The organism is Planctopirus sp. SH287 (assembly GCF_056500625.1).
The window spans coordinates 2,708,461-2,725,761 of sequence record NZ_CM151403.1; the positions used below are offsets into that span (position 1 = coordinate 2,708,461).

General features: G+C 52.0%; 12 protein-coding genes. 7 read left to right on the forward strand and 5 right to left on the reverse strand.

Features of this window, described 5'->3' with window-relative positions; translation table 11 throughout:
* Positions 1-45 precede the first annotated feature (45 nt).
* On the forward strand, positions 46-3,177 hold the full coding sequence (locus tag SH287x_RS10050) for an efflux RND transporter permease subunit (protein WP_479518584.1): 3,132 nt from the start codon (positions 46-48) through the stop codon (positions 3,175-3,177).
* A 57-nt stretch (positions 3,178-3,234) separates the two neighbouring features.
* Here SH287x_RS10050 and SH287x_RS10055 read toward each other — a convergent pair whose 3' ends face one another.
* Positions 3,235-4,425, reverse strand: a complete 1,191-nt coding sequence (locus SH287x_RS10055) for an aldose 1-epimerase family protein (RefSeq protein ID WP_479518585.1) — start codon at positions 4,423-4,425, stop codon at positions 3,235-3,237.
* Between the two features lie 302 nt (positions 4,426-4,727).
* On the opposite strand from SH287x_RS10055, the gene SH287x_RS10060 reads away from it, so the two are divergent.
* Together SH287x_RS10060 and ftsH are read left to right on the forward strand one after the other, a co-directional pair.
* Positions 4,728-5,570, forward strand: coding sequence for a glycosyltransferase family 2 protein (locus SH287x_RS10060; RefSeq protein WP_479518586.1), 843 nt, complete (start codon positions 4,728-4,730; stop codon positions 5,568-5,570).
* Between the two features lie 354 nt (positions 5,571-5,924).
* Positions 5,925-7,874, forward strand: coding sequence for an ATP-dependent zinc metalloprotease FtsH (ftsH, locus tag SH287x_RS10065; protein WP_479518588.1), 1,950 nt, complete (start codon positions 5,925-5,927; stop codon positions 7,872-7,874).
* A gap of 215 nt (positions 7,875-8,089) precedes the next feature.
* Here ftsH and SH287x_RS10070 read toward each other — a convergent pair whose 3' ends face one another.
* Positions 8,090-8,485: a hypothetical protein gene (locus tag SH287x_RS10070; RefSeq protein ID WP_479518589.1), complete on the reverse strand. Its 396-nt coding sequence runs from the start codon at positions 8,483-8,485 to the stop codon at positions 8,090-8,092.
* A complete protein-coding gene (locus tag SH287x_RS10075) occupies positions 8,485-9,429 on the reverse strand; it encodes a DUF1559 domain-containing protein (RefSeq protein WP_479518590.1) in 945 nt (314 codons plus the stop codon). Before SH287x_RS10075 ends, SH287x_RS10070 begins: the two co-directional genes overlap by 1 nt.
* A gap of 427 nt (positions 9,430-9,856) precedes the next feature.
* Here SH287x_RS10075 and SH287x_RS10080 point away from each other — a divergent pair, with 427 nt between their 5' ends.
* Both SH287x_RS10080 and SH287x_RS10085 read left to right on the forward strand, forming a co-directional pair.
* A complete protein-coding gene (locus SH287x_RS10080) occupies positions 9,857-10,243 on the forward strand; it encodes a BlaI/MecI/CopY family transcriptional regulator (protein WP_479518591.1) in 387 nt (128 codons plus the stop codon).
* A complete protein-coding gene (locus tag SH287x_RS10085; protein ID WP_479518592.1) occupies positions 10,236-13,478 on the forward strand; it encodes a M56 family metallopeptidase in 3,243 nt (1,080 codons plus the stop codon). Before SH287x_RS10080 ends, SH287x_RS10085 begins: the two co-directional genes overlap by 8 nt.
* Before the next feature lie 201 nt (positions 13,479-13,679).
* Here the strand turns inward: SH287x_RS10085 and SH287x_RS10090 are convergent, their stop codons facing one another.
* Both SH287x_RS10090 and SH287x_RS10095 read right to left on the reverse strand, forming a co-directional pair.
* Positions 13,680-14,786 carry a S1 family peptidase gene (locus tag SH287x_RS10090; protein ID WP_479518594.1) on the reverse strand — a complete coding sequence of 369 codons (1,107 nt, stop codon included), beginning with the start codon at positions 14,784-14,786 and terminating at the stop codon, positions 13,680-13,682.
* A complete protein-coding gene (locus SH287x_RS10095; RefSeq protein ID WP_479518595.1) occupies positions 14,787-15,761 on the reverse strand; it encodes an alpha/beta hydrolase in 975 nt (324 codons plus the stop codon).
* Between the two features lie 406 nt (positions 15,762-16,167).
* Between SH287x_RS10095 and SH287x_RS10100 the strand changes: the two genes are divergently transcribed.
* The gene (locus SH287x_RS10100; RefSeq protein ID WP_479518597.1) at positions 16,168-16,599 is read left to right on the forward strand and encodes a VOC family protein; all 432 of its coding nucleotides are present in this window, start codon (positions 16,168-16,170) and stop codon (positions 16,597-16,599) included.
* 105 nt (positions 16,600-16,704) lie between these two features.
* Positions 16,705-17,085, forward strand: a complete 381-nt coding sequence (locus SH287x_RS10105; RefSeq protein WP_479518598.1) for a DoxX family protein — start codon at positions 16,705-16,707, stop codon at positions 17,083-17,085.
* Positions 17,086-17,301: the final 216 nt, after the last annotated feature.

The following is a 17,301-nucleotide window of genomic DNA, read 5'->3' on the forward strand; positions in this document are numbered from 1 at the left end:
CATACGAATCCCCACGCTTGATCGCGACATTGAGGAATACTCCTGATGGTTAATCATATCATTGAGTGGTCACTAGAGAATCGATTTATTGTTCTCCTCTTATCGGTCGTCCTATTGGGCACAGGCGTTATTTCCGCGTCGCGATTGCCGCTGGATGCTGTTCCCGATCTGACCAATGTGCAGGTGCAAATCCTGACCGTGTCACCTGCTCTTGGCCCTGTTGAAGTCGAGCAATTCATTACTTTCCCAATTGAGAACGCGATGAGTGGACTGCCACGAGTCAAGGAAATCCGTTCGATCAGCCGCATTGGTCTGTCAGCGGTCACCGTTGCTTTTGAAGATGGAACGGATATTTACTGGGCTCGCAATCTGATTAACGAACGTTTGCAGCAGGCACGTGAAAACATCCCTCCCGGAATGGGTGATCCGCAGATGGGGCCTATCGCCACCGGGATGAGTGAAATCTATCAATTTGAAGTCCGGGCCAAGCGGGGATTTAACTACAGCCTGATGGATCTCCGGACAATCCTTGACTGGCAAATTGCATTCCAGTTACGAAGCGTGCCGGGAGTGATCGAAGTCAATACCTTTGGCGGTGAGCTCAAAACCTATGAGATTCAGATCCATCCCAACAAGCTGCTCAACTTTGGCATCAGTCTCAATACGATCTTCGATTCGCTCAAAGAGAATAATGCCAATGCGGGCGGAGGATATATCACTCATGGATCCGAACAGCGCCTGATCCGCGGAGAAGGACTGGTTTCGTCGCTGGAAGACATTCGGCATATTGTGCTTGAAAACCGCAGTGATGGCACGGCGATTCGGATTTCCGATGTTGCCGATGTTCAATTTGCTCCCATGCTCAGGCAAGGTGCTGTTACTCGAGATGGTGATCGTGAAGCTGTTACCGGCATGGTGATGATGCTCATGGGCGGAAACTCCCGGCAGGTGGTGGCCAGCGTTCGAGAGAAAATCGCAGCAATAGAAAAATCCCTGCCTCAAGGGGTCTATATCGATACTTTTTACGACCGTACGGAACTGGTTGAAAAGACGATTCATACCATCGCCGAAAATATTGGTGTGGGCGTTACCCTGGTCATTATCATGCTATTTCTACTATTGGGGGATGTGCGTGCAGGGCTAATTGTCGCTGCGGCCATTCCCCTCTCTGCTATGTGTGCGCTCATTGCGATGTATTTAGCGGGTGTTTCGGCCAATTTAATGAGTCTGGGGGCTGTTGACTTCGGTGTGATCGTCGATGGGGCGGTGGTCATGATCGAAAACGCCGTCCGATCCTCAAGTCGATATCTACGAACGACGGGTGCCCAGCAAGTCCCCAAGTCGGTTTTCAAAGAATCCGCGAAGGAGGTCGGAACTCCCATTTTATTTGCAGGACTGATCGTGATCATTGTCTTTCTGCCCATCCTCAGCCTGGAAGGTGTGGAAGGAAAAATGTTCCGTCCGATGGCTTTCACGTTCATGTCGGCACTGACGGGAGCCCTTGTTCTATCAGTGACGGTCATGCCGGTGATGGCATCACTGTTCCTGGCGCGAAGAGTGAGTGCCAGTGAAACATTCCTGGTTCGCTGGCTGAAAAGTGCCTATGAGCCGCTGTTGACTTTTTCAATGAAACGTCCGGTTCTCATGTTGGGTGGTTCCTGCCTGCTCTTTGCATCGAGCCTGCTCGCAGCATCTCAATTTGGAGTTGAATTTGTGCCAAAATTGGATGAAGGCGATCTGGCCATCCAGGCGGTTCGCCTTCCCAGTGTCTCGCTCGAAACATCAATCGAGATGACCAAGGCCATGGAGCGGACATTACTCAAGTTTCCACAAGTGGAATCGGTGATTTCCAAAAGTGGTCGCCCGGAAATTGCCAATGATCCGATGGGAGTCCATCAGACCGACATCCTTATCCGCATGAAACCTGAACATGACTGGCCGGAACATCTTCCCAAAGTGGAATTGATTGAGGCGATGCAAGCCGCACTGGAGCAAGCCGTACCCAGTAATTCATTCAGCTTCACGCAGCCGATCGAACTGCGTGTTCAGGAACTTGTGGCAGGGGTGCGTTCGGATATTGGCCTGAGCCTGTTTGGGGATGATCTGGAGACACTTAAAACGGAAGGCGACAAGATTTTCCGCGTGCTCAGCAACGTTCCTGGTGCCGCAGATGTCCAGGTACAACAAGTTGCGGGATTACCTTACTTGCGTGTCATTATTCGCCGTGACGCGATCTCACGATATGGAATCAACTCCAGTGATGTGCTTGCTGCCATCAGTACGATTGGAGGTGTTCCTGCGGGTGAAGTGTTTGAAGGCCAGCGGCGTTTTCCGATGCAGGTTCGACTTGCTCCCGAATGGCGGGTCGATACTGACCAATTGAAGGATCTGAAAATCTCTGATCCACAAGGTCGGCAAATCCCTATTTCTCAACTCGCTGAGATCCGCATGGAGGACGGGCCATCGGAAATTAGTCGTGACGCGATCCGCCGCCGACTCTTGATTCAGTGCAATGTCCGTGGCCGTGATCTGGGAAGCTTCGTGGCTCATGCCCAGAGGATGGTTGACGAACAAGTCAAACTTCCGGTGGGTTATTCCCTGGAATGGGGCGGTCAGTTTGAAAACCTGCAACAGGCCAGTCAGCGTCTGATGATTGCCGTTCCTGTCGCTCTATTTCTCATTTTCTCACTGCTGTATGTGACCTTCAGTTCGGTCAAGCTGACCCTGTTGATTTATCTCAACGTCCCTATTGCTGCCACCGGGGGAATTTTTGCACTGTGGTTGCGTGATATGCCTTTTTCCATTTCTGCTGGTGTGGGTTTCATTGCTCTCTTTGGAATTGCGGTGATGAACGGTGTGGTGCTCATTGAGCATATTCGTCACTTGCGAGAACATGACCACGACCGTTATTCGGCCGTCACGACCGGTGCAATGGATCGCCTCAGACCCGTCTTTATGACGGCGATGTGTGGCGCACTGGGATTCATCCCCATGGCCGTTTCTGGAAGTGCCGGGGCCGAAGTTCAAAGACCTTTAGCGACCGTGGTGATTGGTGGTCTGGTGACCTGCACGGCCCTGACACTGCTGGTGCTTCCCGCGATCTATAAATGGTTTGACCACGAGCCTTCGCCAACCATCGATGCTGTTCATGCTTCAGGAGAAAGCCTTGCGCACTAACGAAGGCTCTTGAGTAACGGCCCAGGGATTCAAACCCTATTGATGAGTTGGCGGTATTTATGTGTTGGTAGTGGGAGACCAGCCGGCCCTGGGAGCGCTGTCGATGACTTGGGGGAATTTTTCCTGCAATGTGGCGATGCGGGATCTAGCTTCATCAATTTTTTCTGGCTGTGACAGCACTTCTATCGAAAATCGGGTGTCGTAGCTATCACCGGGAGCGATCATCGGAAGGCGGCCCTGGGATCGTTCAAAGCTGCGGAAGTTGGGAAGATTGACGGCAGGTTCCAAGCCGGTCACGTATCCCGTGGTTTCATCACACGTGTTTTTCCAAACGGTAAACCAGGGGAGTGAGGTGCGTTCAAACTGCACTTTCAAAGCCAGCGGGCCATCATTGTTGGCTGTTGGCGGCACCAGCAATGCCAGTGACTGGCCATTCTCATCAGCGATGGGATCAAAGAAATAGGCTTCTTCCGCATACCCGATTGTCGGCCCCTGATAGGTCTGCCACGTAGTGATGCCTTCTGCTGCGGTCTTGTCACGAGGAGCCATGGTATGAAACGGGACATGAACCTGTGCTCCTTCAGCCAGGAACGGGCGTCCGATATTCAAGTGGTACAAGAGTGAAAGTGGTACGTCGTGGCCACTCAGATTGGTGATCCGGTCGTGAATTTCGACACCGCCGACTCCTTTGCGGAAAGTATATGTCGTTTGCAGGCGGTAGCAGTCACCGAACATGGACGCTTCATCGACGATGCCCACGACTGTGATAGTTCCTTCGGCTGCAGAAATATCGACTATCAAACTGTGAGCGGGAAGATTGGCAATTCGTCCGTGGAGTGTCACCACTTGACCGTTATCTTTGCCTGGAGGGCCATTAAAGCCCAACCCACAACGGCACAGCAGTTCGTTGAATCCATTCAACCAGCCAAGACCACCTCGATCATGGAGATTCACAAAGGCGGGATGAACCGGCCGAGAGACGGGGGACTTCCATTCCAGTGGAATCCCTCCCACGGATCCTTTCCACAATCCCATGCCACGCGACGGAAGGATGTGAAATTCGACGGAACCCAATTGCAGTCGAAGCACATCGACTCCGGCTGACAGTCCCGTTTTTAACGTCAAAAAATGGAGCGACCAGTCTTCTCCCAGATCAAGCCCGTCCCTTTGATCCTGTGAAGCCACCTGCAATGGTGCCGCATGGTGGTTTGTGGTTTCATCAATCAATACAAAACGTTTTTGAGTCATGGCTGGGCGCTCCTTGGCTGTTGAAGCCAACATGTTGCCAACTTGGGGGCCGAGGAACAATCAGTGAGCCAGGTGACGACAATGACACTGACTCCCGAGGTGGGGTTGTAACGCTTGCGTCACCCCCACGTTGGTATGCGGTATGATCTCCCGATTTCTCTCTTTAAGAAACCACCGACTGAAGCCCACAGAATATGATGTCACTGGCGTAAAAGGGATCATTGTCCCCATGATAGGGATGAGACCTTGCCTGCAAGATTGTGAATCGAGAGAACTGGTCTGTACAAGAGGATAGATTCGGAATGAATCTGACGGAACTTGAAGTCGAGAAACGACCATATAGCCCGGCATGGTTCGATGGAGTGCGATCCCAGCTTGGGGATGTGGTCTGTCGCCAGCTTGGCCTCTATGCGATCCCTGAAGATTTCGTTCTCAGCGTGGTGATCCCCATCTACAACGAGAAAGACTCGTTCAAAGTTTTGCTGGATCGTGTGAGAGCTGTCCCACTTCGTAAAGAGATTGTGCTGATCGACGATTGCAGCCGGGACGGAACACGGGATCAGTTGAAGGAACTGGAGGCAAGTCTTGCCCAGGCTCCCGTAGATCCGTTGAACCGGCTGGTGTTTGTCTATCACGAAAAGAACATGGGAAAAGGGGCTGCGGTGAAAACCGGGTTCTCTAAAACCACGGGTGACGTGATCATTATTCAGGATGCCGATCTGGAATATGATCCAACGGAATACCCCCGCCTGCTTCGTCCGATCATTGAAGGAAAAGCGGATGTGGTGTTTGGCAGCCGATTTCTGGGCGATCAGGAGCACCGCGTCCTGTACTATTGGCACTTTCTAGGCAATTCCGTTCTGACCACGATGTCGAACTGCTTTACGAACTTGAACCTGACCGACATGGAGACCTGCTACAAGGTCTTTACGAAGGCGGCTCTCGACCCGATCTGGCCGACTCTCAAACAAAACCGCTTTGGAATTGAGCCGGAAATTACGGCCAAAGTGGCTCGCAGACGACTGCGGATCTATGAAATGTCGATCAGTTATTCAGGTCGCACTTACGATCAGGGAAAAAAAATCGGCTGGAAAGACGGCGTTCAGGCGATCTACTGCATCATCCGGTATTGGTGGGGTGATTGAGATTGATTTGCTTGGGCGCGACGTGAGAAAGAACGCTGACTTCTGCTGATTTTTCGGCCTTTTTTCGCTGTTCGGGGCAAGATTCAACCTGATTTCTGAAATTGCGCCCGGACTTGTGCCTGGGTTGGCGTAATCACCAATGGCGTCAATCCTTACAGCTGCTATAACGCTTTGGGAAAAACCTCATACTGCGTTAGTCGAAGCCGGAAGACCTGACTCGATTGCTCAACGTGGTCTTGCCACATTATGCTTGCCCAGTTCCTGATGTCACGAGGGGATTGATTCTTTCCACCAGTGCCTCAGGTTCATTCCGTGTGATAACAACAGTTCCTTGCTCTGGTACGAAGAGGCCTCATGGCACCGCTGCCGAAGGATTCCCCCTCCAAGCCCACTCCACGTCGCCCTGCCAACGGTGATAACGATGATGAACCGAAACGGCCGCAGTTCTCGGCGACGTGGTTGATCGTTCTCGTGATTCTCTCCATCGGTTTTCTGTGGATGTGGCAAACGGCCCCTTCTAATCAGGGCAGCCGCGTCGACTACATGTTCGTCTGGCGACAGATCGAATCAGGAAACGTGGAGAAAGTCACGTTCCATGGTGAACTTCTGACGGGCAAGTGGAAAAAGAAGGATATGGTCAATCCGGAGAATCCCGGAAAGATCCTTCCTGAGAACTTTAATACCGTTCTCCCCATGAAGCAGGATGACGAACTGCTGAAGTTGCTTCGTGAAAAAGGGGTGAAAATCTCGGCGGAATCGCAAGATCCCGGCTTAGGCTTCACGCTGATGCTTTATCTGCTGGCCCCGTTGCTGTTTATTGGCTTTTTCTACTTCATGATGCGCCGTAACAGCGATCCGATGGGCGGCGGCATGATGGGGAATTTCATCCGCAGTCCTGCCAAGAAGTTTAAGTCCAGCGAACAAATGACAACCTTCGCCGATGTGGCTGCCATGGAGCAGGCCAAGGGCGAGTTGCAGGAAATTGTCGAGTTTCTCAAATCGCCCCAGAAGTTCCAGAAACTGGGTGCGCAGATTCCTAAAGGTGTCCTTCTGATGGGGCCGCCTGGAACGGGAAAAACGCTGCTGGCCCGCGCAACAGCGGGTGAGGCGGGGGTGCCGTTCTTTTCCATTAACGGCTCCGAGTTCATTCAGATGTTTGTGGGGGTGGGTGCCAGTCGCGTGAGGGATCTCTTCCGAAACGCAAAAGAAAACAGCCCCTGCATCATGTTCATCGATGAAATTGATGCTGTCGGACGTGTTCGCGGTGCCGGTCTGGGTGGCGGACATGACGAACGGGAACAAACACTGAACCAGATCCTCAGCGAGATGGATGGCTTCAATCAGACGGAAGCCGTGATTGTCATTGCGGCTACGAACCGCCCTGATGTTCTTGATCCAGCACTTCTTCGTCCCGGGCGCTTTGATCGGCATGTGTCGGTCGATCGTTCTAATCGGGCTGGCCGCGAGGCAATACTCAAGGTGCATTGCCGTAAAGTTCCCTTGGCAGACAATGTGGATCTGACGGCCATTGCAACATCAACCATTGGCTTCTCTGGTGCTGAGCTGAAAAATCTTGTCAACGAAGCGGCACTGACAGCCGCCCGGGAAAATCGTGATCAGGTCACCAAAGTTGACTTTGATCTGGCCCGGGATCGCGTGCTGATGGGCGCCAAGCGGGAAGAAATTCTGTCACCACATGAGCGGGAAATGACGGCTTATCATGAAGCCGGGCATGCTTTATTGGCCTGGTTCCAGCCTGAGCTTGATCCCGTTCATAAAGTCACAGTGATACCCCGTGGTCGGGCTTTGGGCGTGACGCAGCTTCTTCCCAACGAAGAACGCTATAACATTGGCGAAAAACGGATCCACGCACAACTCGTCTTTATGTTGGGCGGAAGGGCCGCTGAGAAACTGATCTTCGACGAATACTCAGCTGGTGCCGAGGATGATCTCAAGCGTGCCACGCAGCTGACACGACGTATGGTCTCACATTGGGGGATGAGTGAAGTCATCGGCCCGGTCGCGTTTCGCAGTGGCGAAGAGCATCCGTTCCTCGGTAAGGAAATGTCAGAACCACGCGAACATAGTGAGGCCACTGCACATCTCATCGATCAGGAAGTGCAGCGGATTCTGGTTGAGGCTGCTGAAAAGGCCAAACAACTTCTTAGCGAGCATCGTGATGCTCTCGAAAAACTCACCCATGAGTTGGTCAAGGCCGAATCGCTGGACTATGAACAAATGGTGGCCATTATTGGTGAACCCTCACCAAGAACAGAGCATCCCCCAGCGGAAGCAGCCCCTTGAGATTTCTCTAATAAAGAGTTCATTGGCAATGCCTTTATCGCAAATGCTGCCAGTGTTCCTGACTGCTGAGAAATGACACCGCCACTAAAGAATGCCGCCCGCCCTGGAAGAATATCCCGGGGCGGGCGGCTCTTATTACGGGTATGAGTTTCAACGCTTCAACTTGATATCACCAACTCAATCTTCACGATGCACTGATGTGAAAGTGGTGACCATTATTTTTTGCCCGGAGCCGGAACATCGAAGTCATATGTCTTCCCCGGTTCAATCGTCACCTCAGTTGTGTAGGCCGGAAAGAGTGAAACACCCTGAGGATCATTTTCGTGAGGGATACCGTTCTTCCCGGAGATAATAACCTGATGTTTTCCGGCAACTGGCCCATTAGTGCGGTCGCTTCGGTAAGACCCATTTTCAATGACGAGAGTCGCGGCAGGGCCTGGCGTATCTGCCGGTAATCTGGGGATAAATTGGACTTCCCCTTTGGGAACCGCTTTTCCTTCAAACTGGACTTTTCCGCTGACAACCAGACGATTGACACCGTCGCCGGCGCCTCCACCGCATCCTGAAATCGACCAGCACAAAACCATCGCGCAAAGCGTGCGTATGAACATTATTGGACACCTCCAATGGGCAAGCCATCATTCCGGATTGCCAATTGCTGGTAGAGATCAAAGTTCATGTTCTGGCTGAGGAACTGCACCGAACCGTCTGCCATGGCGAAATGTGCTCCACCCGTGTGCTGACTCGAGAATCCACGGCTTTGCCGGCTATGTCCCGTGTTCATTCCCAACGCGTTAATCGCCGTCTGGGCGGCTGAATAGGTTCCTGGGCTACCCCAGGTGTTCTGCTGATAATCGGAAGATGCCCAGCCGTAACGTTTGGTGCCGATATCCTGATAAACTGACTCACCCATCAGAAAGGTGTTTGTCGTGCCATCGGTAATCGCGGCAATGGTGACATTGGAATTGTGATGCAGAATGCCGTTAAACAGATAAAAGCGGTTGTTGGAGTCGCTGGTGCAATTGCAGTTCACCGGCCCGGCACCCTGCACGCCTAAATAGTTAGTACGATTCGTGCTAGGTAGTGACAAAGGATCTGAGGGGCATAGGAACTTGGAGTTCCCTTTCTGCCAGGCGGCATGATTCCCTGACGAGCCGTTGGCGTCGGTATCACCACTGGTAAAACGTTCGCTGAAATTGAACGTCTGGTACCGGGGAGAGTCATCAAGAAATGGCAGGATCATGACCGTCCAGGGCGCGAATCCGTTATTAGACCCCGATGACCAGCAGGTCGTGCTGGATGTTGTGGTTGGAATTGTGGGGCGCAGGTTACTGACCCCGCCGGGCGGGAACGTTCCATGAGTATCGTGGTAATTGTGAAGCGCCAGGCCAAGTTGTTTCAGATTGTTTTTGCATTGTGTCCGCCGAGCCGCCTCGCGCGCCTGCTGGACGGCAGGCAGAAGCAGAGCAATCAGAATGGCAATAATCGCAATGACAACCAGCAACTCAATTAAAGTGAAGGCATTTCGGCGATAGTAGCGTGTGGAAAACATCATGAACGTCCTCGAATGAGAAGATAAGAACGGGCAACAAAACAGGGCAGAAGAATGAACCTGACATCAGGATGGCTCGTCGTTTACCGTCGAATAGTCCAGATGGCAAATGTGAAGATTACATGAGCCGCAACAACATATCAATGTATGTTAATCAATAAATCTTGTGGCAAATCGTCTGTTTAGTGGACGATATTACTAACAACTCAACTGTTTTATTGATTTAAATGTTGTTTTGACTTGGCCATCGCTTATTTGACTCAGCCAGTGACAGACCGTGTGCCCCCAGGCGTGCCAGCGGGTCGAACTCCATTTTTGAACCTCCTGATTTTTTATGGGTGGTGGAAATTCGGCTTGACTCACGTACAAATGTCATTGAAGATAATTCGCGTACATTTGTGCGTGAAGTAATCAGCGCTAGGGGCAGACGATGGGAGAGCGACCAGGGATTTCTAAAGGGGAACTGGAAATTGTTCGCCTTGTCTGGGAGTTGAAGGCAGCGTCCGTTCGCCAAGTGCATGAGACGCTGCTTATTGAACGTGAAATCGATTTCGCCACAGTGCAGACATATTTACGGCGGCTGGAATTCAAAGGATATCTGAAAGGTCGCATGGAAGGCCGGGCGAGGATCTACTCGCCACGTGTTCAACCACGAACAGTGATTCGTGAGACAATCAACGATCTGGTCGATCGGCTGTTTGGCGGAGAAGCCTTGCCGCTGGTTCGGCATCTGATCGAAGACCGTGGCATCAGCAGCAACGACCTGGAACAACTGAAGCAGCTGATTGATCGCCTTGAGGAGAACCGCCATGACTGATCACGGGCTCCGTCTGCTTGGTTCCCAAACATGGCAACTGACGTTGGTAATCGTGATTGTTGCGACCATTGTGCGTGGGCTTGGTCGGTCTCGGCCGCAGTTGGCAGCGACTTTGTGGTTGCTGGTTCTGATAAAAGCCGTCACTCCTCCGCTCTGGAGCAGCCCGGTCAGCCTCTTTTCCTATGATCTTCTACCGCCATGGGGAAACCTGCAGGCAGTTGTTATTGATGCCCCCTCTTCTGTTGAGAATTCAGGGGACTCGCCTATTCGTTTCGTCAATTCCCCTCAAATGATAGAGGCTTCGCCTGGATTGCTCTTTCCTCTTTCGCAAGAGTCTTCAATCAATTCCAAACCATCGGCAGTCATTCCTGTTGAGACTTTTGCCCAAGATCCTTTATTGACTCGATCAAGATCTATCAAAGCACCTGTGAGCTTCTGGTCGGCACTGCTTCTTGGAATCTGGCTTACAGGAATCGCTACGACGGCCCTGCTCATTGTAGGGCATTTGCTGAGGCTTTGGATCAGCTTGCGATATCACGGACAATTGGTACGGCCAGCTGTCGAGGATCAAGTCGTTCGATTGTGCCAGCAACTCGGCATTAGGCAGACGGTGCGTGTGTGGATCACGCCGTCAAACCGTGGGCCAGCCGTTTTTGGTGTGTTCAGGCCGATACTGCTGCTGCCGGAGAAACTGGTGAGCCAGTTCTCTCAGGCAGAGCTGGAGCCGATTCTGGCGCACGAGTTATTACATATTCGTCGCGGTGATTTGTGGTTGGGGTGGTGGCAGGCTCTGGTGCAGTGCGTGTGGTGGTTCCATCCGCTGGTCTGGTGGGGCAACCGTTCATTGAGCCGACTGCTCGAACGATGCTGTGATGATGATGTCCTTGCCGAGATGAACTGCGAGCCGTCGCGGTATGCCCGCAGTCTGCTGGCTGCGCTGGAATTGAAACAGCAATTGCGTCCTGTCTCTATGGCGCCGGGTGTCCGGCCCGTGGAACTCACTTCCGAACGAATGGAGAGAATCATGCGGCGACAACACGGATGTCGGAGCCGAACACCTTGGTGGGGCTGGGGTTTGCTTGGAGTGGGATTAATCCTGACCCTGCCTGGCGCGACACAGCGTTCAACAGCCAATGAAGACAGGGCGACCACGGAAGTCGTCACCAAGCCCAGCCCGCCGCAAGGAGCAGATAGCTCCCCGATCAACAAGGAATTGCCGCCAAATTCCTCGAAAACGGCATCTCCTGGGGGCATTCCTCCGATCGCGCAGCCGGAAATTCCCTACCAGCGTATCGAGCCGAGAAATCTTTTTGCCTGGCGCCTGCCATCTGTTCCTGGTTTGGCTCCTGATACACCGGTCAAAATTCGACTCAGTGGTCTCCGTTCAACAATCGCAAAAGAATTTCTGGCTCGGCAGGCATCTGCTTTCAATACGTTCGACCAAGTGTTTCAAAAGCTCCCTCAGATGTTGCGAGAAGAATATGGCTCTCTCGGGTATCTGTTTGCGATTATTGAAGTTCACTTTGAACTCGATATTGTGAGCAAGAATTCGCCTCAATGGGTGGCGGTCGTCTATATCAATGAAGGGCCAAAAATTCTGGAGAAAACATGGGAAGATGTTGAGCCTGGTAACCCTGTGGCAGGAAAACGTGGGCAACTTCGCGGCGAACTTCATCCTTGTTTCGGGCACGATCACCTAAATCGAGCCATGCTACATCATGACTATCGTGAAGGGTTCTTTGCATGGAATCGCCTTGACAGTTATCGCTGTGTCCGACCTGGAGATTCTCATACACAGACTCCTGCTATTTATGCAATCGATTGGGTTACGGGGCCTCGATTCCGTATCGGCGGCATCACGGTGACTTCCCCCGCATCGATTCAAGGTGCCAGCATAGAGGCCATTGGACACCAGGAATTACGTCAAGGAGATTTCTTTGATCGTGACGCGGTCACACGTACAGTGGCGAAAATTCGTCAAGCCAATCCCTCAATGTCAGTGGACATGGCCATCGTTCGCAATGAAGCCGACTCCACTGTACAGATTCATATTGAGCTTTCTCCGGTCTCTTCATGGAAAGCCTCGGGACGGCATTCCTATGCACCCACCTACTTTGCGTCTGCTCACTTTGCACCCACCCACATTGCGTCCGCTCCCACTCGGCATCCTTTCTTGCTATCCAAGCCTCCACTCGCGGATCCTCTTGCGCAAACGATCGATATTAGCTGGAATGACCGTCCATTGAAAGATGCGGTCATGGATCTGGCTAAGCAGACCCGTGTCAATATCGTTGTAGAACCCAACGGACTCATGGAAGCGGGGATTAAAGATGACGCTTCCGTGAATCTGGTTCTCAGCCAAGTCTCGCTTCGTTCGGCATTGAGGATTCTCTGCAATACTGTGGGACTCGGATTAAGAGAAGAAGGGGATTGCTACGTTCTCACCAGTCCGGAACGGGTCTCCCCTTATATCGTGGTTACATATCCTATTGCTGATTTGATCATTCTTATGCCAGTCTCGATCACTGGCGAGAAAACTGTTGGCGAAGTTTGGGCGGCTCATTCGTCGATTCATCTGCGAAGCATACAACTTATGGAACTGCTCACGTCGACGGTGGCTCCAGACAGTTGGGCCAGTGTCGGAGGCAACGGCGATGTCAAGTTTTTTGATGGGACGATCAGTCTCGTGATACGGCAGACTCAGCAGCGTCATGAGCAAATTATCGACGTGCTCGCTCAATTACGCCGATCCATGGGTATTGAGGCCCGTTTTCAATTTAAGGAGATCATTCTTTCCGCAGAAAAGTGGCAACAACTCCGGAAAGGAACTCACGATCGATTTGTGAGAATGGACAAACAACCTGGCGAATCAGTTGGCTATGTTATGACAGCTTTCAATGCTCAGCAGATTACCTTGATGAGTGGATCCACTTCTCCAGAGTCGCCTCTGGTCGTCCTTATGCCAGTAATCTCTGAAGATCGTCGGACAATTGCGCTAACGTTTCTTCCGGCTAAAACGCCGTCCCTGTTCCAACCTTTGGCGGTCACTGTCAACGATGGTGAAAGCTGGTTACTGGATGTCACGGAGACATTGCCCACCTCCGCCCCGCGCCTTAAAGACGGCGCTCGCGTGATATTGCAAGTCACCAGTACAGTTCTTGAAAAGCACGAGACCGAGGAACGCCTGTCTATTCCTGAGAAACAAATAATAACTATCGACAGAGGAACTCAGTGATTGATCACGCTGGAACACGATAAATCCTTCATCTGGTATGATAAATACTTAGCGATGGTATTTATCCGATATTTAATCGACTATACGCTTCACAAGAATCCATAGCGAGCGAGATGCGCAACGCATGCCTGTCTGCTTTTGATCTGACGCGAGAGGCTGCGGGCATGGCACATTAGAACGAAGTTGATTTTGGTAGGCGTATCAATTCTTGGGCAACTCTTTAATGAGTCGGCGAATTTCGGCTGCGGGGACTGTCAGCTTAATGACCATCTGCAGCGTGGAGCCTTCATCGCGTGCATTTCCGTCGCCGAACTCGACGGGTTCGGTCATTGATGCCATTCCCACCAGATTGCCATACCGATCCAGTATCGGGCCACCACTGGAACCGACAGCGTAATCGGCGCTGATTGCCATCCATTTTTCTGTCCGCTCATTCTTGCCGGGGGAAAACTTCAGATAGCGGGTAACAGTTCCTTGGGTGAACATAAAATGAGCCGTTCCCGGATGCGTTAACGCTCCCACCCATGATCCCACAGGAGCATATTTCGCCAACGGGATCGGCGTGAGACCTTTCGCATCAATGCGGGCGATCGCAATATCTGCACGGCGATCGGCGGCAATAATTTCAGTGACGGGAAAAACATCTCCACCCATCGTCATGACGGCGTAGTTTTCAGAATCACTCTCTTCAAAAACATGATAGTTGGTAACGATGACCCCGTCTTCCGTCAAAACCCAGGCCGTTGCATTGCTCGAGTAGTTGAAGCGGGATGGCTGAGTCCGTGTCTGCTGCACAGAACCAATCAGCAACGTGGACTTGGCGGCTAAACGATAAACAGCCTCTGGCGCCAGCGCTTCGATGCGGGGGGGCGGCAGTTCCAATGAGCAGCTACGGCGTTCGAGTTGGCGAATGACATCCCGCGTTTGCAGGCATTTCCCCGCACGGGCCAGCGCTGTCGCCTTCCGTTCAAACAGACGGGAAAGTTCTTCGTCGTCGATATAAACAGGTTCTTCGTCCTCCAGTTTCACCACCGGAGTTGCCACTGTTTTTGAAGGATCGGGAATCGTCGAAATCGATGACGACGAACCTGCTGGCGAGGGTGGCGTCTCCATTTGCCCGGCTTCTGCGACTGCGATGAAACCGGTCGCAGCCATTGCGACTGGAGAAGTCGCCCCAATAAGCGACTTCTCCAATCGTGTGAGTAACGGTTTAGCAGTCGTGAAAGGAAGTAACCAGACAACGGCTCCCCCTGACGCGATAGCCAGAGAGATGAGCAACGCTGACAATAACCGTCTCACAGCAGCCATTTATCGCTCCAGGCGTGAACGACGATCCCGCCATTCAATGGGCAGCTTTGCCAGATGTTTATCGAGAAATGCCAGAATGTGATCTTCCGTCTTGAGCTTGCGACCCAGGAGCGCTGTCCCGCGAAGTCCGCCTTCATAGGTTTCCAGATAGACGTACTCTTTTTTATCGCCACTAAGCTGCTCTAAAAGTTTTTTGGCGGAACCACGATCACTGGTATCCTTGCTACCCACACCAATCATCACAGGCAGTCCCACAGTCCGCACCGCATTTGTCGCTTGAATGGTATTAAGACCGCCAATCGTTCCTTCAGGCGAAAGCAGAATCAGTGCCCGGACATCCTGACCACGGGGCGTGCGAGTGATCAATGACGGGCCATCATCGTAAGGTGTTTTCGACCAATCGAGTTCGGTGTAAACCAGTGCGACTGCCGACGAAATGTCGGCTCCAAGGATTGCCAACTTGCTCATATTCAATCGTTCGGCCTGATTCTCTTCATAGAGAAATTTTTTAACCGCTTCGAGATCACCGAACGCCATCGCACCATAGTCTTTAGCTCTGAGCGTTGCGGACTCAACCTTCTTTGAACCCGGTGCCGCAGCCCCACCTGGGGTCAGCGGGGTCTCACCATGGCCTCGCAAATCGACAGTGACCACTGCGTAACCCGCATCATTTAACAAAGGGGCCAACGTCGTATTGAAGTTCTGCCGAGACCCCTTCTTACCATGCAGCAAAATGACAACGGGGGTATCTTTCCCTTTCTTGCCTGCGAAATAAGAGATCCGAACGGGGATACCATCCTTGGTGACCAGCGTCTTATCTTCAAAACGGGGAGCCGTGACAGCCCCCTTGCCACCAGCCTGAGCCTTTGCTCCCACGGCCTGCCCCATGGCTTGAGGCTGTAGAACCAACGGGAAAATCGCCAGACCCATGACCATAACAAGCAACGAATACGTCGAGGGTTTGAAACTGTTCATAGAAGACAATCTTGATGCTGCAGACGTCATGAGCCGACCCAATCACTGAAGAACAACACGTAATCCCTTGCTGATATGAGTTTATGGCGCCTACAGGGGAGGGTCAATTACTTGCCTGGGCCAATCCTTCAAAACCGACGATTTGACAGCGCGGATCTCAAGGATTATTCCGCCGGCTGTAAGCAGGTGGGATTGTCTCCCATCATTTCGGCAAACCGCCATGGCTTCACAAAGAGATTTTTACCAACCAGACTCTCAGCGGCTCCTCTGGACAAAACCATCGCGCCATGGCTCTCATAACATCAGAAGCCGGTATACTCCGGGGCCGATTGTCATCACCCCGTGAGTTCACCAAAGACTTCTCAAGCCTGACTTCTCAATTCTATTTTAACAGGGAGATGCCGCCATGCTGACCGTCACGCCTTATCTCTTTTTTTCCGGACGATGTGAAGAGGCACTCAACTTCTATCAGGAGGCTCTGGGCGCCACCATTGAGATGATCATGCGGTTTGAGGAAAGCCCCGACCCCACACCTCCCGACATGTTGCAGCCCGGGTTTGAAAAGAAGGTCATGCACGCCGCTTTTACCATTGGCCATACGCATTTGATGGCTTCAGATGGTTGTGACGACAAGTCGTCGTTCTCAGGCTTCCGGCTCTCTCTTTCAGCAGCCAATGAAGACGAAGCCAACAGCCTTTTCACAGCACTTGCTAAAGGCGGTTCCATCGAAATGCCCTTGACCAAAACCTTCTGGTCGCCCTGCTTCGGAATGCTGACAGATCGATTCGGCTTGAACTGGATGATCAACGTTGAAAACCCCGAATTCTCTCCCGTGTGAGCTTTTCACACTGTCCGCACCGCATGACACAGAGCAGCACCGGATAACACAGAGAAACGCCCACACTTCAGAAAAACGAACTCAATCCATTGAGCAAAGGCACGCATGAAATTATCCAAATGGTCAATCGCTGGCTGGGTGCTGAGTGGTCTTCTTGCCACTTTGCTCATCGGGGTCAGCGCGGTCGGAAAATTCACGGAATGGGAAGGAAAAGCCGAAGCGATCGGGAAGATGGGATTCACTTCCAATCATCTGTTTCAAATCGGCATTTTTGAAGTGGTCTTTACGATCCTGTTCCTGATCCCGCAATCAGCTTTTATCGGTGCCATCTTATTGACCGCTTATCTGGGCGGTGCGGTGGTGACCCACTTGCGAGCCGACGAACCCATCCTGATGCCAATCATCATTGGTGTGCTTGTCTGGACGGCTCTGGGATTGCGTCGTCCCGAAATTTTCTCTTTATCACTGGGAAAGCGGCTCTCTTAATTTGATCACCAACAGTCCCCCAATCAGTTTGAGATGACCATCAACCATCAAATAAATACACGCTGATAAATCCTGCTTCGTCCCCTGCTTGCGGCTTTGAGCAAGCGTGCCCACTCAAACGATGGTGGAGCGACGGCACCCCAATCCATACGGTCAAATTGATCGGGAAAAAGTTGTGGATAAAACACAGCAGCATGAGATAAGCATGTTTTGATG

Coding starts and splice junctions, on each gene's coding strand:
- SH287x_RS10100 (WP_479518597.1), top strand. CDS start 16,168: ATGCTGACCGTCACGCCTTATCTCTTTTTTTCCGGACGATGTGAAGAG.
- SH287x_RS10075 (WP_479518590.1), bottom strand. CDS start 9,429: ATGATGTTTTCCACACGCTACTATCGCCGAAATGCCTTCACTTTAATT.
- SH287x_RS10090 (WP_479518594.1), bottom strand. CDS start 14,786: ATGGCTGCTGTGAGACGGTTATTGTCAGCGTTGCTCATCTCTCTGGCT.
- SH287x_RS10080 (WP_479518591.1), top strand. CDS start 9,857: ATGGGAGAGCGACCAGGGATTTCTAAAGGGGAACTGGAAATTGTTCGC.
- SH287x_RS10055 (WP_479518585.1), bottom strand. CDS start 4,425: ATGACTCAAAAACGTTTTGTATTGATTGATGAAACCACAAACCACCAT.
- SH287x_RS10060 (WP_479518586.1), top strand. CDS start 4,728: ATGAATCTGACGGAACTTGAAGTCGAGAAACGACCATATAGCCCGGCA.
- SH287x_RS10085 (WP_479518592.1), top strand. CDS start 10,236: ATGACTGATCACGGGCTCCGTCTGCTTGGTTCCCAAACATGGCAACTG.
- SH287x_RS10050 (WP_479518584.1), top strand. CDS start 46: ATGGTTAATCATATCATTGAGTGGTCACTAGAGAATCGATTTATTGTT.
- SH287x_RS10105 (WP_479518598.1), top strand. CDS start 16,705: ATGAAATTATCCAAATGGTCAATCGCTGGCTGGGTGCTGAGTGGTCTT.
- ftsH (WP_479518588.1), top strand. CDS start 5,925: ATGGCACCGCTGCCGAAGGATTCCCCCTCCAAGCCCACTCCACGTCGC.
- SH287x_RS10070 (WP_479518589.1), bottom strand. CDS start 8,485: ATGTTCATACGCACGCTTTGCGCGATGGTTTTGTGCTGGTCGATTTCA.
- SH287x_RS10095 (WP_479518595.1), bottom strand. CDS start 15,761: ATGAACAGTTTCAAACCCTCGACGTATTCGTTGCTTGTTATGGTCATG.